General features: G+C 70.3%; 26 protein-coding genes and 1 tRNA gene. 9 read left to right on the plus strand and 18 right to left on the minus strand.

The window, feature by feature from the left end:
- Positions 1–25 precede the first annotated feature (25 nt).
- From ACXKZF_RS11050 to ACXKZF_RS11060, 3 genes are all read left to right on the plus strand, one after another.
- Positions 26–364 carry an ArsR/SmtB family transcription factor gene (locus ACXKZF_RS11050; protein WP_488984224.1) on the plus strand — a complete coding sequence of 113 codons (339 nt, stop codon included), beginning with the start codon at positions 26–28 and terminating at the stop codon, positions 362–364.
- A gap of 142 nt (positions 365–506) precedes the next feature.
- Positions 507–1,514 carry an oxidoreductase gene (locus ACXKZF_RS11055; RefSeq protein WP_488985998.1) on the plus strand — a complete coding sequence of 336 codons (1,008 nt, stop codon included), beginning with the start codon at positions 507–509 and terminating at the stop codon, positions 1,512–1,514.
- A 169-nt stretch (positions 1,515–1,683) separates the two neighbouring features.
- Entirely contained in the window at positions 1,684–1,923 is a 240-nt protein-coding gene (locus tag ACXKZF_RS11060) for a hypothetical protein (RefSeq protein WP_156459212.1), read from the plus strand.
- A 78-nt stretch (positions 1,924–2,001) separates the two neighbouring features.
- Here the strand turns inward: ACXKZF_RS11060 and ACXKZF_RS11065 are convergent.
- The 4 genes from ACXKZF_RS11065 to galU form a co-directional block, all read right to left on the minus strand.
- Positions 2,002–2,077, minus strand: a tRNA-Ala gene (locus ACXKZF_RS11065).
- Positions 2,078–2,291: 214 nt separating this feature from the next.
- Entirely contained in the window at positions 2,292–3,377 is a 1,086-nt protein-coding gene (locus ACXKZF_RS11070; protein WP_488984225.1) for a large exoprotein, read from the minus strand.
- A gap of 87 nt (positions 3,378–3,464) precedes the next feature.
- Positions 3,465–4,088 carry a GNAT family N-acetyltransferase gene (locus ACXKZF_RS11075; RefSeq protein ID WP_488984226.1) on the minus strand — a complete coding sequence of 208 codons (624 nt, stop codon included), beginning with the start codon at positions 4,086–4,088 and terminating at the stop codon, positions 3,465–3,467.
- Between the two features lie 14 nt (positions 4,089–4,102).
- Positions 4,103–4,993: a UTP--glucose-1-phosphate uridylyltransferase GalU gene (gene galU / locus ACXKZF_RS11080; RefSeq protein WP_055956736.1), complete on the minus strand. Its 891-nt coding sequence runs from the start codon at positions 4,991–4,993 to the stop codon at positions 4,103–4,105.
- A gap of 62 nt (positions 4,994–5,055) precedes the next feature.
- On the opposite strand from galU, the gene ACXKZF_RS11085 reads away from it, so the two are divergent.
- The 3 genes from ACXKZF_RS11085 to mscL are packed head-to-tail and all read left to right on the plus strand — an operon-like array spanning position 5,056 to position 6,405.
- Positions 5,056–5,652, plus strand: coding sequence for a 5-formyltetrahydrofolate cyclo-ligase (locus ACXKZF_RS11085; protein WP_055956733.1), 597 nt, complete (start codon positions 5,056–5,058; stop codon positions 5,650–5,652).
- A 17-nt stretch (positions 5,653–5,669) separates the two neighbouring features.
- Positions 5,670–5,951: an FmdB family zinc ribbon protein gene (locus ACXKZF_RS11090; RefSeq protein ID WP_055956730.1), complete on the plus strand. Its 282-nt coding sequence runs from the start codon at positions 5,670–5,672 to the stop codon at positions 5,949–5,951.
- Between the two features lie 34 nt (positions 5,952–5,985).
- The gene (gene mscL, locus ACXKZF_RS11095) at positions 5,986–6,405 is read left to right on the plus strand and encodes a large conductance mechanosensitive channel protein MscL (protein WP_243498925.1); all 420 of its coding nucleotides are present in this window, start codon (positions 5,986–5,988) and stop codon (positions 6,403–6,405) included.
- Between the two features lie 60 nt (positions 6,406–6,465).
- Here the strand turns inward: mscL and ACXKZF_RS11100 are convergent, their stop codons facing one another.
- Both ACXKZF_RS11100 and ACXKZF_RS11105 read right to left on the minus strand, forming a co-directional pair.
- Entirely contained in the window at positions 6,466–6,828 is a 363-nt protein-coding gene (locus ACXKZF_RS11100; RefSeq protein WP_488984227.1) for a hypothetical protein, read from the minus strand.
- A 7-nt stretch (positions 6,829–6,835) separates the two neighbouring features.
- Positions 6,836–10,540 (minus strand): AAA family ATPase, encoded by a 3,705-nt coding sequence (locus ACXKZF_RS11105; RefSeq protein WP_488984228.1) that lies wholly within the window; start codon positions 10,538–10,540, stop codon positions 6,836–6,838.
- Between the two features lie 201 nt (positions 10,541–10,741).
- Here ACXKZF_RS11105 and ACXKZF_RS11110 point away from each other — a divergent pair, with 201 nt between their 5' ends.
- Entirely contained in the window at positions 10,742–11,275 is a 534-nt protein-coding gene (locus ACXKZF_RS11110) for a methylated-DNA--[protein]-cysteine S-methyltransferase (protein WP_055956725.1), read from the plus strand.
- A gap of 123 nt (positions 11,276–11,398) precedes the next feature.
- Here the strand turns inward: ACXKZF_RS11110 and ACXKZF_RS11115 are convergent, their stop codons facing one another.
- Together ACXKZF_RS11115 and ACXKZF_RS11120 are read right to left on the minus strand one after the other, a co-directional pair.
- Entirely contained in the window at positions 11,399–13,015 is a 1,617-nt protein-coding gene (locus ACXKZF_RS11115) for a solute symporter family protein (protein WP_488984229.1), read from the minus strand.
- Positions 13,012–13,365 (minus strand): DUF485 domain-containing protein, encoded by a 354-nt coding sequence (locus tag ACXKZF_RS11120; RefSeq protein WP_200936109.1) that lies wholly within the window; start codon positions 13,363–13,365, stop codon positions 13,012–13,014. Before ACXKZF_RS11120 ends, ACXKZF_RS11115 begins: the two co-directional genes overlap by 4 nt.
- A 139-nt stretch (positions 13,366–13,504) precedes the next feature.
- On the opposite strand from ACXKZF_RS11120, the gene ACXKZF_RS11125 reads away from it, so the two are divergent.
- Both ACXKZF_RS11125 and ACXKZF_RS11130 read left to right on the plus strand, forming a co-directional pair.
- A complete protein-coding gene (locus ACXKZF_RS11125; protein ID WP_488984230.1) occupies positions 13,505–14,356 on the plus strand; it encodes a helix-turn-helix transcriptional regulator in 852 nt (283 codons plus the stop codon).
- Positions 14,357–14,469: 113 nt separating this feature from the next.
- Positions 14,470–14,754: a Fe-S cluster assembly protein HesB gene (locus ACXKZF_RS11130; RefSeq protein WP_055956720.1), complete on the plus strand. Its 285-nt coding sequence runs from the start codon at positions 14,470–14,472 to the stop codon at positions 14,752–14,754.
- A 229-nt stretch (positions 14,755–14,983) separates the two neighbouring features.
- On the opposite strand, the gene ACXKZF_RS11135 is transcribed toward ACXKZF_RS11130, so the two are convergent.
- The 10 genes from ACXKZF_RS11135 to ACXKZF_RS11180 all read right to left on the minus strand — a co-directional run bounded on the left by ACXKZF_RS11135 (position 14,984) and on the right by ACXKZF_RS11180 (position 24,386).
- Entirely contained in the window at positions 14,984–15,712 is a 729-nt protein-coding gene (locus ACXKZF_RS11135; RefSeq protein ID WP_488984231.1) for a hypothetical protein, read from the minus strand.
- 224 nt (positions 15,713–15,936) lie between these two features.
- Positions 15,937–16,707, minus strand: a complete 771-nt coding sequence (locus ACXKZF_RS11140) for an enoyl-CoA hydratase/isomerase family protein (RefSeq protein ID WP_488984232.1) — start codon at positions 16,705–16,707, stop codon at positions 15,937–15,939.
- Between the two features lie 10 nt (positions 16,708–16,717).
- Positions 16,718–17,887 (minus strand): 1,2-phenylacetyl-CoA epoxidase subunit PaaE, encoded by a 1,170-nt coding sequence (paaE, locus tag ACXKZF_RS11145; protein ID WP_488984233.1) that lies wholly within the window; start codon positions 17,885–17,887, stop codon positions 16,718–16,720.
- Entirely contained in the window at positions 17,884–18,366 is a 483-nt protein-coding gene (paaD, locus tag ACXKZF_RS11150) for a 1,2-phenylacetyl-CoA epoxidase subunit PaaD (protein WP_488984234.1), read from the minus strand. The genes paaE and paaD overlap by 4 nt, the downstream gene beginning before the upstream one ends.
- Entirely contained in the window at positions 18,366–19,232 is an 867-nt protein-coding gene (gene paaC, locus ACXKZF_RS11155) for a 1,2-phenylacetyl-CoA epoxidase subunit PaaC (protein WP_488984235.1), read from the minus strand. The genes paaD and paaC overlap by 1 nt, the downstream gene beginning before the upstream one ends.
- Positions 19,229–19,534, minus strand: a complete 306-nt coding sequence (gene paaB / locus ACXKZF_RS11160) for a 1,2-phenylacetyl-CoA epoxidase subunit PaaB (protein WP_488984236.1) — start codon at positions 19,532–19,534, stop codon at positions 19,229–19,231. The genes paaC and paaB overlap by 4 nt, the downstream gene beginning before the upstream one ends.
- Positions 19,534–20,502: a 1,2-phenylacetyl-CoA epoxidase subunit PaaA gene (gene paaA / locus ACXKZF_RS11165; RefSeq protein ID WP_488984237.1), complete on the minus strand. Its 969-nt coding sequence runs from the start codon at positions 20,500–20,502 to the stop codon at positions 19,534–19,536. The genes paaB and paaA overlap by 1 nt, the downstream gene beginning before the upstream one ends.
- Before the next feature lie 79 nt (positions 20,503–20,581).
- Positions 20,582–22,645, minus strand: a complete 2,064-nt coding sequence (gene paaZ, locus ACXKZF_RS11170) for a phenylacetic acid degradation bifunctional protein PaaZ (protein ID WP_488984238.1) — start codon at positions 22,643–22,645, stop codon at positions 20,582–20,584.
- Positions 22,642–23,535 (minus strand): 3-hydroxyacyl-CoA dehydrogenase family protein, encoded by an 894-nt coding sequence (locus ACXKZF_RS11175; protein ID WP_488985999.1) that lies wholly within the window; start codon positions 23,533–23,535, stop codon positions 22,642–22,644. The genes paaZ and ACXKZF_RS11175 overlap by 4 nt, the downstream gene beginning before the upstream one ends.
- Entirely contained in the window at positions 23,535–24,386 is an 852-nt protein-coding gene (locus ACXKZF_RS11180; protein ID WP_488984239.1) for an enoyl-CoA hydratase/isomerase family protein, read from the minus strand. Before ACXKZF_RS11180 ends, ACXKZF_RS11175 begins: the two co-directional genes overlap by 1 nt.
- Positions 24,387–24,490 lie beyond the last annotated feature (104 nt).

A 24,490-nucleotide genomic window follows, 5' to 3' on the forward strand; every position in this document is an offset into this window, starting at 1 on the left:
CCGATACGGGAGTAGTATTTCGAGAGTGAGCATCCATGAGGACACCAAGGCCGAGCTGCCGCAAGATGACATGCTCGTCGCGTTGCGTGCGCTGTCAAACCCCCACCGGCTTGCGATCTTGCAGTGGCTGCGCGACCCCGTCTCGAACTTCGAGGAGCAAAAGGTCGATGCAACCCACTTCGGTGTGTGCGTGTCGAGTATCAGGAAGCGCTGCGAGATATCTCAGTCAACAGCCTCCCAGTTCATGGCTACCCTCGCCGATGCCGGACTCGTACAGACCACTCGCGTCGGGCAGTGGACATACTTCGCCCGCAACGAGGACGCAATCGAGCGTCTGAAAGCCACGCTGGGCTCGGCACTCTGAATACGCCCGCACGACCAGGAAACCAGTTCTGTTTGCCCGGCAAGGCAAATTCCTACCCGACAGGAGCCGCATGACTAATCTGTCCGACCCGCTGGGACTGCGCAACGGGCGTACTCTGCCCAATCGTTTGGTCCTCGCGCCCATGACAAACCAACAGAGCAACCCAGACGGGACGCTGTCAGAAGACGAGCTCGCCTGGCTGGGCGCCCGCGCTGAAGGAGGATTCGGCCTCCTGCAGACGGCGGCCGCGTACGTGCACCCGGCCGGACAGGTCTGGCCAGGCCAGCTCGGTGTCTCCTCTGACAAGCACCTGCCCGGGTTGGAGCGCCTTGCCGCCGCTCTGTCCGCCGCGGGTGCTCGTTCCTCGCTGCAGCTCCATCACGGAGGCGTCCGAGCGGAGAGAACACTCTCCGGACAGGAAGTCGTGGGTCCCTGGGACGATGCGCAGACCGGGGCGAGAAGCATGACGACCGGTGAGGTGCACCGAGCGGTTGAAGACTTCGCCACGGCCGCCGCCCGGGCTGAGAAAGCCGGAATGGACGGTATCGAAGTTCACGGAGGCCACGGCTACCTGGTCGGCCAGTTCCTCGATGCCTCGAGCAACCTCCGCACGGACGGGTACGGGAGCGACTCTGCGGGTCGTGCCCGCTTCGCGAAGGAGGTCGTCCGCGCGATCCGGGAAATCACCGGCCCGGACTTTCACGTAGGACTCAGGCTGTCCGTCGAACGTCACGGAGTGGTCTTGGCGGACATGGTCGAGCTCGTCCGCGAGCTCCTGGCCGGCGGAGACATCGACATCCTCGACCTGTCGTTGTGGGATGTCGCCAAGCTCCCCGCGAACGCTCCCGAGGGGAGCCGCACACTCCTCGAGCACTTCCTCGACCTGCCACGCCACGGAACAGCCGTCGGTGTAGCCGGACAACTGGCGAGCGCCGCAGCAGTGCAGCGGGCACTCGACCAGGGGGTCGACCTGGCCTACATCGGCAAAGGCGCCATCGCCGACCAGTCCTTCGCTCATCGGGCAATTGCCGACGCCGGCTATCGCGCACCGTCGTTCCCTGTGACACGAGAGCACCTCCGCGCGGAAAAACTCGCGGAGCCGTTCGTGACCTACTTCGCGACCACCTGGCCCCACCTCGTCGAAGACTGAGACCTCCCGACTCCTCCGTTGCAAAAGGGAAAGTTGCGGCTCGGCTTCACCCCACACGTCATCCCGCCCTTTCCCCCGACGCCCCCTCCCCCGAGGGTGACAACGGTGCCTGATCGTTCAGGCCGCGCACGTGCGGCGCACACTGCGCGCGCGATCAGACGGTCATTAGATGATCTCTCCGAAGCCGGTGGCCGCGAGCGAGCGCCGGATGAGTGGCGAGAACACGATGAAAAGAACGCCGGCAGCGATTCCGACGATCGCGAGCACCGAGAAGAATGCGTCGTGCGTCTCAGCTCGTCCGGAAGCGCACCGAGACGACGAAGGCCCCGTGAGCAGCAAACCGGAGGACTGGACGCCGAAGCCACAGGCGGGTCGCAGCGATGTGGTGGCCGGCGTGGGAGAAGCGTGAATGAACGACGGCGCCCCGCCATGAGGCGGGGCGCCGTGTTCGACAGATGCGGAGCAGCCGCTCGTCTCAGAGACGAATTGGTGGACCTGAGGGGATTCGAACCCCTGACCTCCTCGATGCGAACGAGGCGCGCTACCAACTGCGCCACAGGCCCGGAAACCTCGTAAACACTATCACGGCGCCCGCGCGCCACCCGACGCGCCTGCACGTCGGGCGCGTCGCACCGCGTTCCCGAGGGAGCGTTCCGGCGAGCCCCTTCCCCCGCGCCGAGACGCCACGGTGAGCCGGGTGACCGGCAGTCGCCTGGGGCCAGTGGTCGGAGGCCTGAAGCCGCGACGCTGCCACCAAGGCCAGCCCCAAGGGGTGTGTTACTGGCCCGACGCGCGACGCTCGAGGAGGTGGCGCACGTGGTCCTCGATCTCGCTGTCGTCGACGTAGCCCATGGCCGCGTACGGCGAGGGAGCGGCGGCGGCCGGACGCACCGTCTCGATCGGGGTCGGCGCCTGCTCGGCGGCGATCTCCCGAGCGGCTTCCTCACGGGCGGCTGCACGCAGCGCCTCGCGGGCCATCTGCTCGTCGACGACGGCGGCCGCACGCGAGCCGGCCGACGCGACGAGGGGCCGGGGAAGTTCCCGGGGCGTCCACGTGGGGCGCGGCGTCGGCACGAGCGGCACGTCCTGCAGCTCAGGGACGACGGAACGGGTGACGGACACTTCGGCAGGGCGCACCGCGCGGCGCGCGGCGATGACCGTGACCCGCCGGAGGACGACGAGGGATGCCACGATGACGGCGGCGCCCGTCACCAGGAGCAGCGGAGCCGCTCCCCCGACGACCTGCACGATGCCGATCACGGCCGCGACGACTCCGGCGAGAGCGACAAGAGCGACGGCGCGGCGGAAGCGGCGGCGAGCCTGCGCGCGGCGGGCCTCCGGCCGGACCTCGACCGCCTGACGTTCGGCGTGAGCGCGTTCGAGCGCGGCGGCCTTCTGCGCCCGCGTCTTCTCGAGGGCCGCGGCCTGCTCGGCGCGGGCGACTTCGAGGGCCGCGGCACGCTCGGCGCGAGCGACCTCGAGCGCGGCAGCACGCTCGGCACGAGCCACCTCGACCGCTGCCGCACGCTGCTCTCTGACGAGGTCACGCTCGCGAGCGCCCTCGAGCCGGGCGACCTCGAGACGCGCTTTCGCCGCCGCGAGTTCGGTGCGCGCCTTGTCGGCTTGCACCTGTCGCGCGAGCTTCTGCTGCTGATGGGCCGTGCGGGCGGTCAGCTCGAGCTGCACCTCACGCGGGGCCTCGGCGGTCTCGGCGAGCACCCGGAGGGCCTGGTTGAGGCGGACGGCGTTGCGCTCGGCGGACGTGAAACGGTGCCGGCTCTGCCACGACGGCAACAGGTAGACCAACCACAACGCGACCGCGACGAAGACGATCACGCCACCGCTCAGAACCTGCCCACCCATGGGACAAAGCTAGGTCACCGAGCGATCACAGAGCGGCATCCCTCCGCGTGTCGTCGGGACCATCCGGCCATCCGCGCGCAAGAACGCTCAGATGCGGTCGGACGGAGGCACGCGCGCCGCGTCGGGGGGCACCTGGCCGCGGTTCCAGCGATCGAGCACGCCGTAGGGCACTTCTTCGCGCACGAGCGCGAAGGAGTAGTGGTCGCGCCAGTCCCCGTCGATGTGGATGTACCGCCGACGCAGTCCCTCGTACCGGAAGCCGAGCTTCTCGACCACGCGCAGACTCGCGTGGTTCTCAGGGCGGATGCAGATTTCGACCCGGTGCAGATTCAGGGCGGTGAAGCAGACGTCGGTCGCCATCGCGACGGAGACGGTCGTGATGCTGCGACCGGCGTACGCCTCGGCCACCCAGTACCCGATCGTGGCCGAGGCGAGGGACCCTCGCGAGACACCCCAGACGTTCAGCTGACCGGCGACCTCGTCGTTCCACTCCATGACGAAGGGGACGCCGAGGCCGTCTCGGTACTGCTGTAGAAGCCGCCGTATCCCGAGGCGCATGTCGAACGACACCGGGCCGTCGGGGCTCGTCGCCTCCCAGCGGCGCAACCACGAGCGGTTGTCGGTCAGCTGCTGCTGAAGGACGCGCGCGTCACGATTGCGGATGAGGCGTATCGACACCTCGCCGTGCCGCCGTGGGACGGAGAGATCCATGGAAGCGGGCGGGGTCACAGACCCTGCGCGAACTCCTTGAACCACGGACGCAGGGCCGGACCCAGGTCGTCACGGTCGGCCGCGAGCTGCACGATGGCCTTGATGTAGTCGACCCGGTCACCCGTGTCGTAACGACGGCCGCGGAACACCACGCCGTACACGCCGCCGCCGTCTCCGCCGCCGGTCGCGAGTTCTTCGAGCGCGTCGGTCAGCTGGATCTCGCCGCCCTTGCCGGGCTCCGTGTGCTCCAGGACGCCGAACACGTCGGGGCCGAGCACGTAGCGGCCGATGATCGCGAGGTTGGAGGGGGCGTCTTCGGCCTTGGGCTTCTCGACGAGCTTGGTGACCTTGACGACACCGTCTTCATCGGTGGGCTCGACGGCAGCGACACCGTAGAGGTGGATGTGCTCGGGGTCGACCTCCATGAGCGCGATCACGGTGGCGCCGCGCTTGTCGTACTCCTCCATCATCTTGGTGAGGAGGGGGTCACGCTCGTCGATGAGGTCGTCGCCGAGAAGCACGGCGAACGGGTGGTCGCCCACGTGCGCGCGCGCACGCAGCACGGCGTGTCCGAGGCCGCGCGGCTCCCCCTGACGGACCAGGTGGATGTCGGCCAGGTCGGACGAGTGCTCGACCTTGGCGAGCTTGTCGTCGTCGCCCTTCTCGCGCAGCTTCGCCTCGAGCTCGGGCATGGAGTCGAAGTGGTTGGCGATGTTGTTCTTGTTGCGGCCGATGATGATCAGGACGTCATCGATGCCCGCGTGGGTGGCCTCTTCGACGACGTACTGGATCGCCGGCTTGTCGACGACGGGGAGCATCTCTTTGGGCATCGCCTTCGTGGCGGGGAGGAAGCGAGTACCGAGACCGGCGGCCGGGATGACGGCCTTGAAGGGCTTATGAGGCATGGGCATACCTTAGCGGTGACCGATGACGCTGCTGTAACACGTGCGCACGTAGACTGAGCGGCATGGCGGACCGCATCGAGCAGGCCAAACGCGCGCTTCGCGCCGACCTGCGCGAACGTCGGCAGACGGTGTCCGCACACGCCCGTGAGGTGGCTGAGGCAGGGGTGAAAGCCCAGCTCGACGCCCTCGTCGAACGCCTCGGCGCCCGGAGCATCTCGTGCTTCCTGTCGACACCGACCGAGCCGGGCACGCACGCCTTCGTCGCCGACGCGGTCGCCCGCGGCATCCGGGTGCTGCTTCCCATCACGCGGGAGGACGGCCTGCTCGACTGGAGCGTCGCCACGCCCGACGCCGAGATCGCCGAGGGCCTGTTCGGGTTGCCCGAGCCCGTCGGCGACGTGCTCGGACCGATCGCGGTCAACGACGTCGATCTGCTCGTCATCCCCGCCGCCGCCGTCGACCAGCGCGGGATGCGCCTGGGCTGGGGCCGTGGCTACTTCGACAAGACCCTCGGCTCGATGGAGAAGTGCCCGCCGGTGTACGCGGTCATCTTCGACTCCGAGTTCGTCGACGACGTGCCGCGCGACGTGCACGACCAGCCGGTCACCGGCGTGGTCACCCCCACGCGCACGGTGTCGATCGTGGACCCCGCCGCCTGAACACCCGAAGGAACACCATGCCCACCTATTCCTACGCCTGCAAGCAGTGCGGCCACCGCTTCGACACCGTGCAGTCCTTCACGGACGCCGCCCTCACCGAGTGCCCCGAGTGCGGCGGCGAGGTGCGCAAGCAGTACGGGTCGATCGGCGTGACGTTCAACGGCTCGGGCTTCTACCGCACCGACTCGCGCGCATCGTCGTCGTCGAGCTCTTCGGGCGCAAGCAGTGGCGACTCGTCGTCATCCACGACATCATCGAAGTCGGAAACGAAGGCGTCCGCCCCGTCCTCGGCCTCCTGAGCCCCGGTCGGCGCGGCAGAAGGGGAGCCAGCGCATGATCAAAGGATTCAAGGAGTTCATTCTCCGCGGAAACGTCATCGACCTCGCGGTCGCGGTCGTCATCGGAGCGGCGTTCACCGCGGTGGTCAACGCGATCGTCACGGCGCTCATCAACCCGTTGATCGAGATCTTCTACGTGCCGAACGAGAACGGCGAGTTCGGACCGAGCTTCACCGGCATCTACGGCCAGGAGGTGGTTTTCCCACTCGGCGGTCTGCTCACCGCCGTCATAAGCTTCCTCGCCGTTGCCGTGGTGGTCTACTTCGTCTTCGTCTACCCGATGAACCACTGGAAGGCCCGCGCCGCCGCACGCGCCGGCGTGGCCGCCGCGGCATCCGATGAGCCCAAGCTGCCGACCGAGCAGGAACTGCTGGTGCAGATCCGCGACCTGCTGGAGCGCCAGAACAAGCTGTGATGTTCGACGGCGTCCGCGACCGGAGTCGTCTCCGGCGCGGGCGCCGTCGGTCATGAGACCTCAGTAATGGGGCGGGACGTCGCCGAGCATGCGGTCGTCGTTCGGACCGGATGCCACCGGCTTGGACCCCCGACCCCGTTCGCGGTCGTCGGCGGGAGCCGGCTCGGCCGTCGTGCCCGGTGCGGGAAGCAGCCGGGCGCGCCGCGAGCCGCGCACGCGGACGACGGGCTGACGCGCGGGCGGCGCCGTGCGGGTACCGAAGGCTTCGACGGGCGCAGTCACCTCGGGCGTACCGGGGACACCGCGAGCGTCGACACGCTCACCCTCCGCCGAGGCGGGGACGGCGGATCCCCCTGACCCTGTCGAACGGAGTGGGACGACAGGCTCGACGTCGCCCCCGGCGGCATCCGGAGAATCGGTCATCGGACGATCAACCGGGCAGGTCGAGGGGCTCGGTCGTCGACTCGGGCGCGCCTGCGTCGGGCGCCGCTCCCAGCAGTTCGGCGATCCGCGACGCAACCCCCGCGGGGTCGCTGTAGAGGTCGAACGCGTGCACGCGGACGTAGTGCCAGCCCAAGCGTCGGAGGATCTGCGGGCGCAACCGGAGCGTCTCGCGCAGCGACTCCCCGATCGTCTCGGGATCGCTCTCGGCGACGACGGCCTTGCCCTTGTAACGCGCGACGAGCGGTAGCAGGCCTCGATAGTCGACGTCGACCTCGACGCCGAGGCGGCGGAGCTCGCGCGCCAAGGCGCGGGTGAGCGGGTCGGCGAGGTCTTCGAGACGGCTCTCGCGGCCGCGCGAGGCGAGGTTGCCGAGGATGCCCATGAGAGTCGCCGCACCATGCTCGAGGCGGCCGTCGTCGAACGCCGACGGACGGATCGACGACACGATCACCATCGAGCGGCGCGCGCGGGTCATGCCGACCGTCAGCAGGCGCTCCCCGTCAGGGGTCGACAGGTCGCCGAAGTCGCTGAGCACGCGTCCATGGCGGGTGAGGCCGAAGCCGAGCGAGAACACCACGCGGTCGCGGCTCTCGGCCACCGACTCCTCGAGGGTCAGCACGGCGAAGGGCTCCGCGGCATCCCGCGAGACGAACTCCGCCACATCGGACCGGCCCGCCAGAGCGGCCACGACCGAGGCCCGCACACGCTCGGCGTGCCGACGGCTGGCGGTGACGACCATGAGCGACTCGGACGCGCGGTTGACCGCGTGCTCCACGACGAGCGTCACGACGCGGGCGACTTCGGCATCGGGACTCTCAACCGCACCGCTCACGGGGTCAGGGGCACCGACGCCGCCCTCGACGTAGTCGACGCTCAGGCTGCCGCGTCCGAGGTAGGACCCCGCCCACGGCAACGACACGATCTCGCCGCCGTAGAACGCGTCGTTCACCAACTGAGAGAGGTCTTCGCCACCGGCGCGGTAGCTGCGGGTGAGCGTCTCGACCGGCAGCAGCTCGGCGATGCGCTCAAAGACGGAGGTCTCGTCGAACGGCACCTCGTCGGTGTCGTCGGGTGCGGGGATGATCGACGCGCTCACATGGAAGGGCGTGGGCTTCTGCACGACCGGGTCGCCGAACAGCACGACCTGGCGGGCCCGGCGAAGCGCCGGCGCGGCCTCGGCGAGGCAGAGGGCCGCGGCATCCGCGATGATCACGACGTCGAAGGCCAGATCCTGCGGCACGTCGGGGACTTCATAGGGCGAGGCGAGCCACACGGGCGCGAGTGTGCGCAGCAGGATGGGCGCGGCATCCGAGATCTCCTGCGCGGTGTGCAGGCCGTCTTTGAGGGCGCGCTTGAGGGCGGCCGCCTCATCGGCGTGATCGACGATGCCGATGCGCCACTGCGTCGCCAGGTGCGCCGCCAGCAACGGACCCGCCGCCGCGGCATGCGCCTCGTCGACGAGACGGAAGTCGCGCTCGAGCCTGTCGACGACGCTCGTGTTCGCGCCCAGCAGCGCCCGGTCGGTGCGGAGCACGTGCTCGAGTGCCGACTGCCACCACGCGAACTCCAGCTCGGCGCCGACCCGTTCCTCGGGCACATGGCGCACCGAGAGTTCGACGAGCAGCTGTTCGAGCCCGAGGCGGGCGAGTTCCGAGCGCAACTGCGCGCGCTCGACGAGGTTGTCGAAGAACGTCGACTCGGCGGCGAGCCCTGCCAGCGTCCGCACGAGGCGTTGAACCGGCAGCGTCGTCAGGCGCTCGGAGCCCTGACGGCCGAGGATCTGATCGAGTTCTCCGAGCAGGGCGTCGGTGCGCTGCCAGGCGACGTGGACGTCGGCCAGTCCCAGGGGCACCTCGGGCGCAACGCCGGCTTCGACCACGCGCTGCCACTCGGTGCGCTGCTGCTGGATGCGCACCAGCGCCTCGTACATGTCGGGCACGTGGACGCCCGGACGCACGTACTCCTTCGACAGGCGCTTGAGGCGACGGCGGTTGGGCCCGCTCATCGGCGACGCGTCACGGCGCGGCGAGTGCGCGTCGATCAACTCGCCGAGCGGGCGCTCGAAGACCGTGGGACTGAAGCGATCGAGCGACTCGCGGATGCCCTGCAGCAGTTTGAGGTAAGCGCCCAGCTCCGACACGGTCTGGAAAGGACGCATCCGCGTCTTGGCGATCAGCTCGTATCCGCGCTCGAGCAGACGCGGCACCTCGTGGGCGTGGAGCTTTCCTGCGAGGTCGTGCGCGGCACGAGCGTCTTCGGTGCGTGTGAAGCTGACGCCGTACCAGGGCGAATCGTCGGGTCCGAACCGGAACTCCCCCAGGCGAGCGGCCATCGCGAGGGCCCGGGCGGCGGCATCCCGTCGCCCGGCGAGCTTCTCGAGCGTGGCGAGGTCGAACCGCGCCTCGGTCGAGGGGGCAGGGGAAACGGATGCCAGCGAGGTGAGCGCGCGCAGTACGTCGAGGGCCGAGACACCCAGTGCCAGGTGCGGCTCGGTCACCGCTGAGCGGTAGTCGCGAAGGACCGTGCGCAACCGCACCAGCGCGTCGTCGATCTCGGCGACCTTCGGCTGCTCGGCCTTCTCGTTGCGGCTGATCGCGCGGATGAGGTCGCGGCGCACGTGGCCCGGCGAGACGGCGAGACCGGTGAGGCCGACGCCGGCGAGACGGTGGCGGATGCCATCGAGCGTCGACCGGCGCGCGCTCACGACCAGCACGCGCTTGTTGTCGCGGACGAGCTGACCGACCGCATTGATCACGGTCTGGGTGCCGCCCGTGCCGGGCAGGGTGTGCACGGCGAGCGAGTGGCCGGCGCCGATGCGGGCGAGCACGCGCTCCTGCTCGGCGTCGGCGTCGAGCAGCAGCGTGTCGGCCGCGGGGGTCCGCTCGTCGGGGCTCACGATCACGGGGTCGTCGCGGCGCACCGTGACCCGTGCGCGGTCGTCGTGGTGCCCGGCGAGGGCGTTCAGCAGCGGGTCGTCGAGATGGTGGGTGTCACGGGCCATGCCCGAGGCGACATCGGCGAACGACGAGATCACCAGACGCGGGTGCACGACGAAGGTCGGCACGTGCGTGGTCAGACGGCGGATGTGGTCGATGACCGGCTGCGGCTTGAACACACCTTGGTCGTAGGCGAGGCCGGCCAGGGCCGCACTGTCGATCTGGATGCCGAGGTGCGTACGGAATGCGCGGGCGAGTTCGGGGTTCATCACGAACGCGCCGTGCAGCTTCAGCTCGAAGTCGCCGTGATGACGGCGGATGGCCAGCGGGCGCAGCAGCACGGGGGCCGACCACTCCACTCCCCCGATCTTCCACGCCGAGAGGCCCACGGCGAGGTGCACCGGCTCGAGACCGCGCGCGGTGCGCAGCTCCACGTTCTTCGCGGTGATGCGCTCGGCGGCCAGGCGTGCCGTGCGCAGCGCCACCTCGTCGCGGAAGAGGTTGGACAGCATGGTCGCGCGACCCGTGATGAACTGCGGGAGCGAGCCCGGGTGCGCCTTGGTGATGTCGATCCCGGCGTCGCGCGCGTCGTCGAAACGCAGCAGGGTCGATCGTCCGCCCAGGGCGGCCGCCTCCGCGCGAATGCGGTCGCGCTCGGGGTCGGCGACGTGGCGGACCACGATGCCGGGCTCCGACAATCGCAGCTCGCCCGGATCGACGGACGAACCCGTCTCGTCTCCGTCGATACCGCTCACGGCACCGTCCTCAGCTCGCCACACACCTGCCAGACTAAGCCGGGCACCTGTGGATCCCTTGCAGTGGGCGCGAGTTTCGCGGTAATCGGCGACACGCCGCCCCATCGGGCGGTTCCTCCCCAGCGGGCAGGTCACCGGCATCCTCCACCGATCGCCCGAACGCCCCGGGCGTCGGAGTTCGCGCCTCGTGAAGATGGGCCCATGAACAGAGTCACCAGCACCGAGTACGACAGCCCCGTCGGGCCGGTCCTCCTCACCTTCGTCGACGACGCCCTCGTGTGCCTGCAGGTCGCCCACGACGGCATCGACATCGCCCGTGCACAGATCGCCCAGCGACTGGGGGTGCTGCCCGACCCCGACCCCTCCCCCGGCGACGACCTCGCCCGTCAACTCGACGAGTACTTCGACGGCGCGCGCCGGTCATTCGAGGTGCCGCTCGATTGGCGTCTGGTGCGCGGGTTCACGCGCGACGCGCTCGAGGCGTCGCAACAGATCCCGTACGGGGAGGTCGCCTCGTACGGCGAGGTCGCCGCGATGGCCGGGGCGCCTCGCGCGGCGCGAGCCGTGGGCACCGCGTGCGCGTCGAGTCCGTTCTCGATCGTCGTGCCGGTGCACCGGGTCGTGCGCGCCGACGGGTCGATCGGCGAGTACGGGGGCCACCCCGAGGTGAAGGAGTTCCTGCTCTCGCTCGAGGACGAGACGGTGCTCGGGGACGGGCTACGCACCGGAGGGTGACGGCCGACCCACTCGGATTCCACGTACGCCGACGTCAGCGATGAGTCGCGCGACGCTCGCGCGCCGGCCCCCACGCGCGATGGTGCCCGGCCCCGCGAATGCGGAGCCGGGCACCGGGTGTCGTCAGTGGTTCGACGCCTTCTCTGCGCCGAAGCCGGTGAGCGAGCGGACGTCCATCTCGGCGGCCTTGCGCGGGTCCTCTGCGGTGCGAGAGGTGACCGAGCCGAGCCAGCCGAGGAAGAACCCGAGCGGGATCGACACGATGCCGGGGTTGTTCAGCGGCCAGATCGCCACCCCGGTATCGGCGAACACGCTGGTGGGCGTGCCCCAGAACACGGGCGAGAGGAAGATCAGCACGAGGGCCGACCCGAGACCGCCGTACATGCTCCAGACCGCGCCGCGCGTGGTGAACCTGCGCCAGAACAGCGAGAACAAGATGGTCGGCAGGTTGGCCGAAGCCGCCACGGCGAAGGCGAGGGCCACGAGGAACGCCACGTTCTGCCCCTGCACGCCGATGCCGCCGAGGATCGCCAGCACGCCGATGACGATCACGGTGCGGCGGGCGACCTTGACCTCGCCGTCGGGAGGGACGTCGCCCTTCTTCATCACGTTGGCGTAGATGTCGTGCGCGAACGAGGCTGCGGCGGTGATCGTCAGACCCGCCACCACCGCGAGGATGGTCGCGAACGCCACCGCCGAGATGAAACCGAGCAGCAGCGGACCGCCGAGGGCGAGGGCGAGCAGGGGTGCCGCCGCGTTGACGCCGCCGGGAGCGGCGAGGATCGCCTCCGACCCCACGAGAGCACCGGCGCCGTAGCCCAGCACAAGGGTGAGGATGTAGAAGAGCCCGATGAGCCAGATCGCCCACACGACCGAGCGCCGCGCCTCCTTGGCGGTCGGCACGGTGTAGAAGCGCATCAGCACGTGCGGAAGACCCGCGGTGCCGAGCACGAGCGCGAGAGCGAGCGAGATGAAGTCCCACGGATTCTTGCCGTACTGCAGGCCCGGCGCCAGAATCGCCTCCCCCTTCGGCGACGCCGCGACAGCGCTCTCGAGGAGTGTGTTGAGGTTGAAGCCGTTGATCGCCAGCACCCACACCGTCATGACCAGCGCCCCGCCGATGAGCAGGAACGCCTTGACGATCTGCACCCAGGTCGTTCCCTTCATGCCGCCGATGAGCACGTACACGATCATCAGGATGCCGACCACCCCGACGACGATCGACTGGCCCACGCGTTCGGTGATCCCGAGGAGCAGCGACACCAGGCCACCGGCACCGGCCATCTGCGCGAGGAGGTAGAAGAAGCACACCGCGAGCGTCGTGATGGCGGCGGCCATCCGCACCGGCCGCTCCTTGAGGCGGAACGACAGCACGTCGGCCATCGTGAACTTGCCGGTGTTGCGCATGAGCTCCGCCACCAGCAGCAGCGCGACCAGCCACGCCACGAGGAACCCGATGGAGTAGAGGAAGCCGTCGTAGCCGTTGATCGCGATCGCTCCGACGATGCCGAGGAACGACGCCGCCGAGAGGTAGTCGCCGGCGATCGCGAAGCCGTTCTGCGGACCGGTGAAAGACCGACCGGCGGCGTAGTAGTCGGCGGCGGTCTTGCTGTTGCGGCTGGCCCGGATGACGATGAACAACGTCACGGCGACGAACGCGCCGAAGATCGAGATGTTCAGCACGGGGTTGTTCTCGACCGTCTGTGCGGCCGCGTCGAGCTGGGTGAGCACGTCGTTCACGACCGACCCCCCTCAGTCCGCTCGAGCTCCTCGCGCAACTGCTGCGCTCCGGGGTCGAGTCGACGGTTGGCGTACGCGACGTAGCCCATGGTGATGGCGAACGTGGTGACGAACTGACCGAGCCCGAACAGCAGCCCTACGGTGATCGCGCCCGATACCGGCTGGGCCATGAAGTCCGGCGCGAACGACGACAGCAGAACGTAGACGAAGTACCAGACGAGGAACGCCACCGCCAACGGGAAGACGAAGCTGCGCTGGCGCCGCTTCAATTCCTGGAACGGTGCGGACTCCTCGACCGCGATGTAGTCGACGCCGCCCGTGGGGGCACCGTCGATGCGACGATCCGTCATGTGGCCTCCTTGCCTCATGAGTCCGGCGCTGCACTGCGCCGAAAGGGGGGTATGACCGGGCTGTGAAAACGCTCCCGGTGGTAGGGTCGACGCTACGAAACGCGGCGATGAGGCCGTCACCCCCGGAAGTAGGTAGTGCGTGGGAGCACCATCCACTCTTCGAGACGACACGAGCCTGATCTCGCACGCCGTGGCCGAGCTCGCCCGGCGTACGCATTTCCCCGTCGCCTTCGGTGGCCTCGAGCACGACGGGGCCGTTCACGTCACGACCGTCGTGGGCGCGCGTACGCGGAGCATCGAGGGCCTCGTGGTGCACGAGTCCCGCGGCCTCGGCGGACGCGCGCTCATCGAGCGTCGTCCGCGGATGACGCTGGACTACCGCACCTCCCGCACGATCACCCACGACTACGACCGCGCCATCCTCGGTGAGGGCATCGCGACGCTGTTCGCCGTACCCGTGCTCGTCGCAGGCGCGGCCCGCGGCGTGCTGTACTGCGGCTCGTGGACGCAGACGCCGATCAGCGACGCGCAGGCGCGACCGGCGTTCGACGTCGCCGGCGAGCTCGGCGCCGAGCTGCGCGTGCGCGCGGAGGTGGAGCGACGACTCTCGGCGGCTCCGACCGTCGAGGGCGGCCTCGGCGCCGGAGCGCGCGAAGAGATCCGGGAGAGCTACGCGCAGCTGCGCAGCATCGCCGCGACCGTCGGCGACGCGGACGTGCGCCGCCGCCTCGAAGACATCGAGGCGCGCCTCGCCGCGCTCACCGGCGACGCACCGGCCGCCGCCGTCGATTCGGACCTGCACCTCTCACGGCGCGAGACCGATGTGTTGGCGTGCGCGGCCGTGGGGTCGACGAACGGCGAGATCGCGGCATCCCTCGGTCTTCGCGAGACCACGGTGAAGTCGTACCTGGCCTCGGCGATGGCGAAACTCGACGCCTCCACCCGGCACGCCGCCGTGACCCGCGCGCGGCGGGCGGGGCTGCTTCCCTGACGCCTGAGCGGACGGTGGGAAACCCCTGGCAATGGCCGCGAGGAGTTGAGAGCCGCTGCCATTCTCGGCATCGTGGCTGGCTCCTGTCGTCGATCAGAAAAGGAGAGTCACCCATGCTGACGCTCACCGAAGAGGCCACGACCGCCGTCAAGACCATCACCGCCCAGTTCCCGGATGCCGCCCAGGGCGGCGTACGCATCGCCGGAGCCGGATCGCCCGAGTCGCAGTTCGCGCTCTCGGTCGTCGACTCCCCCGAACCGGCCGACACCGTCGTGGAGAACGCCGGCGCGCGGGTCTTCCTCGACACCGACGCCGCGGCCGTCCTCGACGACCGCGTGCTCGACGCGCAGATCGACCCCCAGGGTTCGGTGCAGTTCGCGGTGACGAACACCGCCTGACCCCCTCGCTGCGCGAACGATGCCCCGGCCCGGTGCCGGGGCATCGTCGTGTCTCCGGGGTCTCTGCACAGCGAGAAGGCATCTCGCGGACGAATCGGCTGCGCGCGGCGATCCGGGTATCAGCAGGACGCCGCCGCGAGGGCACCGAGCAGGCGGATGCGGGGCGGGCAAGCGGCGGGCGAGCACCGGCGGGACGAGCAAACGGCCGCGGGGCGGGCGAGCGGTGGGGTCAGCCTCGGAAGACGACGACCTCGTCGTTCTCCTCGTCGTACACGAACTGCAGGGCGGTGCCCGCGGGGAAATTCGTCTGCTCGCGCTCGGGTGTCTCGTCCCGAAGCAGCATCGTCGAGGCCGGCGGAAAGACACCGGCGCCACAGACGCTCATCACGAAGTAATCCCCGTTGTAGGAGAAGCCGGACCCGCCGCTCGTGTCGAGCAACGCGGGCTGCCAGAGCGTCATGCAGCGCGCCGTTCCCCCCGGATCCTGATACGAGGGCAGGGTCACCGCCCGGAAACCCTCGAACTCCTCGTAGGCGGTGACCTCGCCGGTGACGCCCCGTGCCAGCGTGGAGGGGACGTCGAAAGTCGGATCGGCCGGCAGCCGTGCGATCTGCGTCGCACCGGTCTGCAGAGGGTCGGTCTGCACGCGCTGGACGAGGGTCAGGGCCGTGACCAGGGTTGCGACGACGAGGGCCGCCGCTCCCAGGAGCACGACCGTCGATCGACGCGGGCGCGGCAGGGAGAAGCGCGGCGGGGCGGGAGCGACATCCGGTGCCGGCTCACGAGCGGGGATGAGGGGTTCCCCCTCGACCGGAGCGGGTTCCGTTTCCGCCGCGACCGGCCGCGCCTCGAGCTCGATCAGTCGTTGCAGGGCGAGCGGGTCGGAGGCGATGTCAGCCGTCGGAGAGTAGGCCCGGCGACGCAACCGGGCGAGTTCGTCTTGTTCATCGATCGACATGAGGCGATCTCACCATCAACGGCGGCCGGGGGTCGCGCGGCGAACCGGGCCTCGCCCAGATCGGCGGGCCGGCCGGCTCATGCCCCACTCCGTGCAGCCCCGATACCGCTCTGTCGCACGACTCGGGACATGGACTGTGGGGTCGGTGCGACGACATGTCCCACTCCGGGCCGTCTCGACCCCCGGAATGCGCACGCAGGGGGACATGTCCCGCGCCGTCGACCTCACCGCCCCGTGAACTCCGGCGCGCGCTTCGCCTGGAACGCCGCGAAGCCCTCGCGGTAGTCGTCGGTGCGGGCGAGGGCCGTCTGCGCGCGGTTCTCGAGCGCCATCGCCTCCCAGAGGCCCAGCCGCTCGTCACGGACGGCCGTCACGATGCGCTTGCTGGCGCGGAACGCCTCGGTGGGCCCGGCCGCCGCGCGACGGGCGGCGAGCCCGGTGGCATCCTGGATCTCGGATGCCGGGACCACCCGTGAGAAGAGCCCGGCGCGTACCGCCTCCTCACCGGTCAGCATGCGGCCGGTGTAGATGAGATCGAGGGTGGCGTGCGTGCCGAGGCGTTCGACGAAGAGCACGTGGCCGCCGGAGTCGAGGGTCGCGCCGAGGGCGGCGAACGGGGAGCCGATCTTGGCGTCGTCCGCGACGTAGACCACGTCGGTGGCGATGAGCAGACCGAGACCCACGCCGAGGCACGCCCCATGGGCGGCGGCGAAAGTCGGCGCGGGGAACGCCGACATGCGACGGAGCAGGGGCGCGAGTGTGCCCTCGAGGTACCCCGCGACGTCGTCGGTGGCCGGGTCGACGCCCGAGATGTCGCGTCCGGCGCAGAACGAGGGTCCCTCGCCGCACAGCAGCACGGCGCGCGCCCCATCGGCCTCGGCGCGGTCGTAGGCCTCGGCGAGCGCGCGCAGATCGTCGACACGGAGGGCGTTCCGGCGCGACGGCGCGTTCAGGGTGATCTCGGCGAGACCCTCGGCGAAGGCGTAGTCGATCACGGCATCCCTCTCATCCGTCGTAGTCGACGCGCACGACGTCGGTGCGCGGGTGCGACTGGCAGGTGAGGACGTAGCCGCGCTCGATCTCGTCGGGTTCGAGCGCATAGTTCTCGGTCATCGACACCGCCCCCTCGATCACGCGGGCGCGGCAGGTGCCGCACACACCACCGGCGCAGGCGAAGGGCACGTCGGGGCGCACGCGGAGAGCGGCGGCGAGGATCGTCTCGTTCGCGGCGACCGGGCTCTCGACCGCGGCGGACTGCCCATCGAGGGTGAACGCGATGCGGCGCACCGCCTCGTCGGCGCGGACGCGCACGGGGCGCACTCCGCCGGCCTGCGCGGGCGCATCACCGTCGCCCGCGGTGAAGAGCTCGAATCGCACGCGGTCGCGCGGCACGCCCACCTCGCCCAGCACCCCGCGGCACAGCTCGACCAGCGCGTACGGCCCGCACAGGAACCACTCGTCGACGGATGCCGTATCGATGAGCCGCGACAGGATCACGTGTAGGCGCTCCTCGTCGAGGCGACCGGAGAACAGCGGTGCGGTGCGCTGCTCGCGTGAGAGCACGTGGTGAAGGGTCAGTCGGGCCGGGTAGCGGTCCTTCAGGTCGGCGAGCTCGTCGACGAACATGACATCGGTCGACGAGCGGTTGGCGTACACGATCGTCACGCGCGTCTCGGAGGATCGTTCGAGCACGCCCTCGGCGAGCGCCATGACCGGGGTGATCCCCGATCCCGCGGCGATCGCGACGACGTGGCCGGTGGCCGTCGAGTCCCTCGAAACGAAGGTGCCCTGCGGACTCATGACGTCGATCCGGTCGCCGGGATGCAGTCCCTCGTGAGCCCAGGACGAGAACCGGCCCTCGGGGTCGCGTTTGATGCCGACGCTGAGAGAGCCACGCGCGGGCGGGCGGCACAGCGAGTAGGAGCGACGCAGCTCCTCTCCGTCGACATGGGCACGCAGCGCGACGTATTGACCGGGCGCGTAGTCGAAGGCGTCGGCGAGATCGTCGGGGACGGTGAGGGTCACCTCGATCGCCGTCGGCGTGAGCGGGCGCACCTCGGCGACCCGCAGGGTGTGAAATCGCGCGCGGGCGTGCGGGATGTCGGCACGCGCGACGCCGGTGACCGACGCGGGGACTCGCGCGGGGCTCGGGGGCACGGCATCCCTCCTCGTCATCGGAGCGCCTTGAAGTGGTCGAAGGGCTCGAGGCAGGCGCGGCATTCCCAGTGCGACGTGCACGAGGTGGAGCCGAAGCGGGAGACCTCGCGCGTGTCGAGGGAGCCGCAGCGCGGGCAGGCGACGCTGAGACTCAGGCGGATGGGTCCGGCGGGCGCGCGTCCGGTGGGCGGGGCGATGCCGTAGGCGGTGAGTTTGCGCCTGCCGGCCTCGCTCATCCAGTCGGTCGTCCACGCGGGGGCGAGGGTGGTCCGCACGACGACACGCTCGAAGCCGGCCGAGGTCAGCGCGAGCAGGATGTCGTCGCGGATCGCGTCGACGGCGGGGCACCCCGAATACGTGGGCGTGATCGTGACCGTGACGGTGTCGCCGTCGAGGCGCACATCGCGGAGCACCCCGAGGTCGTCGATCGTGAGCACCGGGACCTCGGGATCGACGACCTCCGCGACGACCTCGCGTGCACGTTCGAGCAGCGCCATCACCAGGTCGCCCCCGGGTGGCGGCGGGCCAGCACCTGCATCTCGGCGAGGAGCGGCCCGAAAGCGGGGTGATGGATGCCGCGGCGTCCGCCGGCCGAGGACCCGGGGATCGCGGGAACCGGCACGTCCTCCTCCGCGAGCACCGCCGCCAGCACGTCATCGACGCGCCCGCGCAGCGTCGAGGGACGCACCGCGACGTCTCCGAGACGGTCGTGCAGGGGCTCGTCGCGGAAGAGCTCGTCGAGGAACGGCCAGGTGTCGTCGAGCGCGACGAGGAAGCGTCGGCGGGACTCGTCGGTCCCCCCGGCCAGGCGCAGCGTCCACTGCACGGCGTGGTCGCGGTGGTAGTCCACCTCTTTCTCCGCTTTGGCCGCGACGGCGGCGAGGACGGGATCGGTGGATGCCGTGAGCTCGCGGTACAGCTCGAGAAGGAATGCCGAGGCGAGGAGTTGGCGCGCGACCGTGTGCGCGAAGTCGCCGCGCGGGAGCTCGAAGAGCCACGCGCAGCGGAACTCGCGCTCGTCACGCCAGTAGGCGAGGTCGTCCTCACGCCGGCCGTCGTGACTACCGGCGTAGCGCAGGAGCGAACGGGCGTGGCCCAGCAGATCGAGGGCGATATTGCCGAGGGCCACGTCCTCTTCGAGCTCGGGCGCACGCGCGATCCACCCGCTGAGGTTCTGCGCGAGGATGAGCGCGTCGTCGCCGAGGCGCATCGCGTAGGCGGCGACGTCGGGATCGACGGCGCGTTCCTCTTCCCCGGCGAACTCGGAGGAGAGCGGGCGCGCGTCGAGCGAGACGTCGCCGTGCGGGTCGTCCCCGTGCGGCGCGGCGGCGTGCGGGTCGGTGCGGTCGGTCACGGTGCTCACAGGTGCGGCACCCCCTCGGACGCGGTGTAGTACACGGCGTGGCGATAGTTCTTCCCCGACGGCGACTCGAAGAATGCGCCTTTCGCTCCCGGGTCGCTGGTGGTCACGGCATCCGAGGGCACGACCCACACCGACACCCCCTCTCCACGGCGGGTGTAAAGGTCGCGGGCGTTGCGCACGGCGAATTCGGCATCGGGGGCGTGGAGCGATCCGACGTGAACGTGGCTGAGGCCGCGGCTCGCGCGTACGAACACCTCCCACAGGGGCCAGGTCTCGGCGGGGCTGCCGCCGGGCGTGGCCATCAGGCGGCCTCTTGCGCGATGCGGCGCTGCTTCTTCGCGGCGTACGCCGCGGCGGCTTCGCGCACCCATGCGCCCTCTTCGTGGGCGTCGCGGCGGTGCCGGCGGCGGGTGGTGTTGAGCGGTCCGCGCCCGGCGAGCACCTCGTGGAACTCGGTCCAGTCGATCTCGCCCATCTCGTACCGCCCGGTCTCGTCATCGAAACGGAGCTCGGGGTCGGGAAGCGTGACGCCGAGCACGGCTGCCTGCGGAACCAGCATCGACACGAACCGTTGGCGCAGGTCGTCGTTGCTGAAGCGCTTGATGTTCCATGCCATCGACTGGACGGAGTTGGGCGAGTCGTCGTCGGGGGGCCCGAACATCATGAGGCTCGGCCAGTACCAGCGGTCGACGGCATCCTGAGCCATCTCGCGCTGCGCCTCGGTGCCCTGCATCAGGGTGAGCAGGATCTCGAAACCCTGCCGCTGGTGGAACGACTCCTCTTTGCAGATGCGCACCATCGCGCGGCCGTAGGGTCCGTACGATGCCCGGCACAGCGGCACCTGATTGCAGATCGCGGCGCCGTCGACGAGCCACCCGATCGCGCCCATGTCGGCCCAGGTCGGGGCGGGGTAGTTGAAGATCGACGAGTAGCGCGCCTTCCCGTCGACGAGCTGCTGCGTCATCTCATCGCGCGTGATGCCCAGGGTCTGCGCGGCGGAATAGAGGTACAGGCCGTGACCGGCTTCGTCCTGCACCTTGGCGAGCAGGATCGCCTTGCGCTTCAGGCTCGGCGCCCGGGTGATCCACGCCCCCTCGGGCTGCATACCGATGATCTCGGAATGCGCGTGCTGCGAGATCTGCCGGATGAGCGTGCGGCGGTACCCCTCCGGCATCCAGTCGCGCGGTTCGATACGGCCGTCGGCCTCGATGAGGGCGTCGAACACGACCTCGCCGTCGTCGACGACGGGGGCGGACTCGGGTGCGGTCATCGTCATCATCGACTCCTTTACAGACCGATCGTTCAGTAAACTGTATCCACGGGGTTGTCGAACCGCAACGGCCGCACGCTCACGCCGGCACCGGCGCCGGCTGCCACGTCTTCGCCACCAGCGTCAGCACGTCGTACTGGGCGACGATCTCGTCATCCTGGTTCCGGATGACGGCGTCCCACCGCACCTCGCCGTACTCGTCGGTCTCGCGCGGGGTGATCTGCTTGGCCGTGAGGGCGACGCGGATGCGGTCGCCGGGTGAGACGGGGGTGACGAAGCGGAGGTTCTCCAGGCCCGAGTTCGCCAGCACCGGACCCGGTGCGGGATCGACGAACAACCCGGCCGCCCACGACACGAGCAGGTATCCGTGCGCGACGCGCCCCGGAAAGAAAGGGTTCGCCGCGGCCGACTCCTCGTCCATGTGGGCGTAGAACGTGTCGCCGGTGAAGGTCGCGAACACCTCGATGTCGTCGAGGGTGACCTCGCGTTCGGCCGAGTCAACGGCATCCCCGATCCTCAGCTCGGAGAGGGCCTTGCGGAAGGGATGGATGCCGCCGGTGTCGGTGTCGGCACCCGGATGCCACACCCCGGTGAGCGCGGTGAGCATGCGGGGAGATCCCTGGATGGCCGTCCGCTGCATGTAGTGGAGCACTGAGCGGATGCCGCCGAGCTCCTCGCCACCGCCGGCACGGCCGGGGCCACCGTGCACGAGATGCGGCACGGGGGCACCGTGGCCGGTCGAGGTGCGGGCGTCGTCGCGGTCGAGGAAGAGCACACGGCCGTTCATCGCGCCCATGCGCGTGAGCAGTTCGGTCGCGACGTCGAGGTCGTGGGTGGCGACGCTCGTGACGAGCGACCCGCCGCCCCGACCCACGATCTCGGCCGCCTCGGCGACGTCGGAGTACTCCACGATGCTGGCGACGGGGCCGAAAGCCTCGATGTCGTTGACGGCGGGGGTCGCGGCATCCGCGAAGGCCAGGAGCATCGGCTGGAGGAAGGCACCGTCGGTCGGGGAACCGTCGACCGTCCGGGCATCGGGAGCCTCGGCCGATCCGACGACGAAGCGCCCACCGGCGTCGGTGAGCGCCGCCACCTGACGCCGCACCTCCTCGCGCTGCGCGAGGGAGACGACCGGGCCCATCGTCACACCCTCGGCACGCGGGTCGCCGACGACGACGCGCTCAGCGATCTTCTGCCGCAGCGCCTCGGCCACGGCATCCGTCATCCCCGCCGGAACGATCGCCCGACGGATCGCGGTGCACTTCTGTCCCGCCTTTGTGGTGAGCTCGACGAGCAGCTGCTTCACGTACGCGTCGAACTCGGGGGTGCCACGCACCGCGTCGGGGCCGAGGATCGAGGCGTTGATCGAATCGGTCTCGCTGGTGAAGCGGACGCCCGATCTCGACTGTGCGCGCAGGCGTTCGGCCGTGGAGGCGCTGCCGGTGAAGCCGACGGTGTCGCCCACGTCGAGCAGGTCGAACAGGCCCGGGACACCGCCGCTCACCAGCTGCAGCGAGCCCTCGGGCAGCAGCCCCGACTCGACGGCGATGCGCACCCACGCCTCGGCGACGTACGAGGTGGGGGTCGCGGGCTTGACGATGGTGGGGAGGCCCGCGAGGAAGGCCGGGGCGAACTTCTCGAGCGCGCCCCACATGGGGAAGTTGAAGGCGTTGATCTGCACCGCGACGCCCGGGAGGCGCGTGTAGACGTGCCGGCCGAGGAAGGAGCCGTCCTTCGACAGCGGCTCGATCGGCCCGTCGAGCACGACATTGCCGGCGGGCAGCTCGCGGCGCGCTTTCGAGGAGAAGGTGAAGAGCACGCCGATGCCGCCGTCGACGTCGCTGAGCGAATCGCGGCGGGTCGAGCCGGAGCGCTCCGACAGCGCGTAGAGCTCTTCGCGGCGGTCGTTCAGGGCGATCGCGAGGTTCTTCAGCACCATCGCGCGCTGGGGGAAGGTGAGTGAGCCGATGCTTTTCCGGCCGGCCTTGCGCGCGTACTCCACCGCGCGGGCGAGGTCCAACCCGCGAGTGCTGACGCGCACGATCTCGTCGCCCGTCGATGCGTCGCGAACGATCGCGGCATCCGGATCCCCCTCGGGCGTCCACCACGCGCCGTTCACGTAGCTGGGGAGAAACGTCATCATTCGCTCCATTCGTAGAAACCGCGGCCGGACTTCCGGCCCAGATGCCCCTCGGCGACGAGTCTCCTCAGCAGCGCGGGCGGGGTGAAGCGGGCGCCGAACGCGCGCTCGAGTTCTTCGGCGATGCCCAGGCGCACGTCGAGTCCAACGAGGTCGGTCGTTCGAAGCGGTCCTATCGGATGCCGATACCCCCGCTCCATCGCCGTGTCGATGTCGTGCGCCGAGGCGACCCCCTCCTCGAGCATGCGGATGGCCTCGAGCCCCAGCGCCACCCCGAGCCGACTCGACGCGAAACCCGGCGCATCGCGCACGACGACGGCGGTCTTGCCGATGGCGTCCACCCAATCCCGGGCTGCCTGCACGACCTCCGCAACGGTGGCGGCACCGGTCACGACCTCGACCAGCGCCGATGCCGGCACGGGGTTGAAGAAGTGCAGGCCGAGGAAGCGCTCGGGCCGCGCGAGCGATGCGGCAAGCGCGTCGATCGAGATCGAGGAGGTGTTGGATGCCACCACCGCGGCGTCGTCGACGACCTCCTCGATCCGCCGGAGGGCGTCGAGCTTGAGGGCCCGATCCTCCGGGACGGCCTCGACGACGAGCCCCGCACCGGCGACGGCGGCGAGGTCGATGCCGGTGGCGAGGGTGTCGGCATCCGGGACCGTCCTCCCCCGCGCGGCGGAGCGCTCCAGGTCGGCGTCGACCCGGGCCCGGGCGTGACCCGCGGCGGCAGCGTCACGCTCGACGATGTGCACGCGGCAGCCGGCGAGCAGGAAAGCATGCGCGATGCCGGCTCCCATACGGCCCCCGCCGAGCACGCCGACGGTGGCGGGGAGGGATGCCGGGGGTCCGGAACGGGCCGACGTGCCGGCGCTCGGGTCGGCGGGGAGGGCGATCACTTCTTCCTCTCCAGGAACGCGGTCATGCGCCGGTGCTTGTCGACGCTGTCGAAGAGTTCGGCCTGCATCTCGCCGTCGATGGAGGGGTGCGCGGCGCGCGGCGCCAGCAGAACGCGTTTCGTGAGCACCGTGGCGCGGGCGGAGTTCGCTGCTATCCGGTCGGCCATCGCGTGCGCGGCGGCGAGCAGGTCCTCGGGCTCGTGCACGCTCGACACCAGCCCCCAGGCGAGGGCCTCGTCGGCATCGATCACGCGCCCGGTGAGCAGCAGTTCGCTCGCGCGCGCGTGACCGACGATCTCCGGCAGGCGCCACGACGCTCCCGCCGCGGCGATGATGCCGAGGCCGGGCTCCGGGTTGCCGAAGCGCGCGCGAGGAGTGCCGATGCGAATGTCGGCCGCGTACGCGAGCTCGGCGCCGCCGCCCAGTGCGAAGCCGTCGATCGCGGCGATCACAGGCATCGGGAGGTGGCGGATGCGATCGAAGACGGTGGCGTTGATGCCGCGGCGCGCGTCGTCGCCCGTGCGTTCGCGCAGCTGGGCGATGTCAGCGCCCGACGCGAAGACACCCCCCGCGCCGGTGAGGATCATCGTGCGCGGATGCCGCTCGAGCTCTGCGCAGAGGTCGTGCAGCTCGTCGACCATGGTCTGGTCGATCGCGTTGCGGCGGTCGGGGCGGTCGAGGGTGGCGACGACGCGGTCGTCACGGACGTCGATGCGGACGCGGGGGGCGTCGCCCGCGCGGCGTGTCGCACCGAGGCCGAGGGCGGAGTCGTTCGGCGCCTCCGCCGCACGGACCGTGGGAGGACGGGGCTCGTCAGCGGACCGACGGCCGTGCGACGCCTCAGGCATCGACGCGCTCCGCAACCGGGGAGCGTGCACCGCCGAGGGGATGCGTGAGCGACATCGTCATCCTCTCCCCCGCCGGGTGCGGCAGGGTCACCCCCCTCATCCGC

It is taken from the genome of Microbacterium sp. ABR10 (assembly GCF_057812175.1).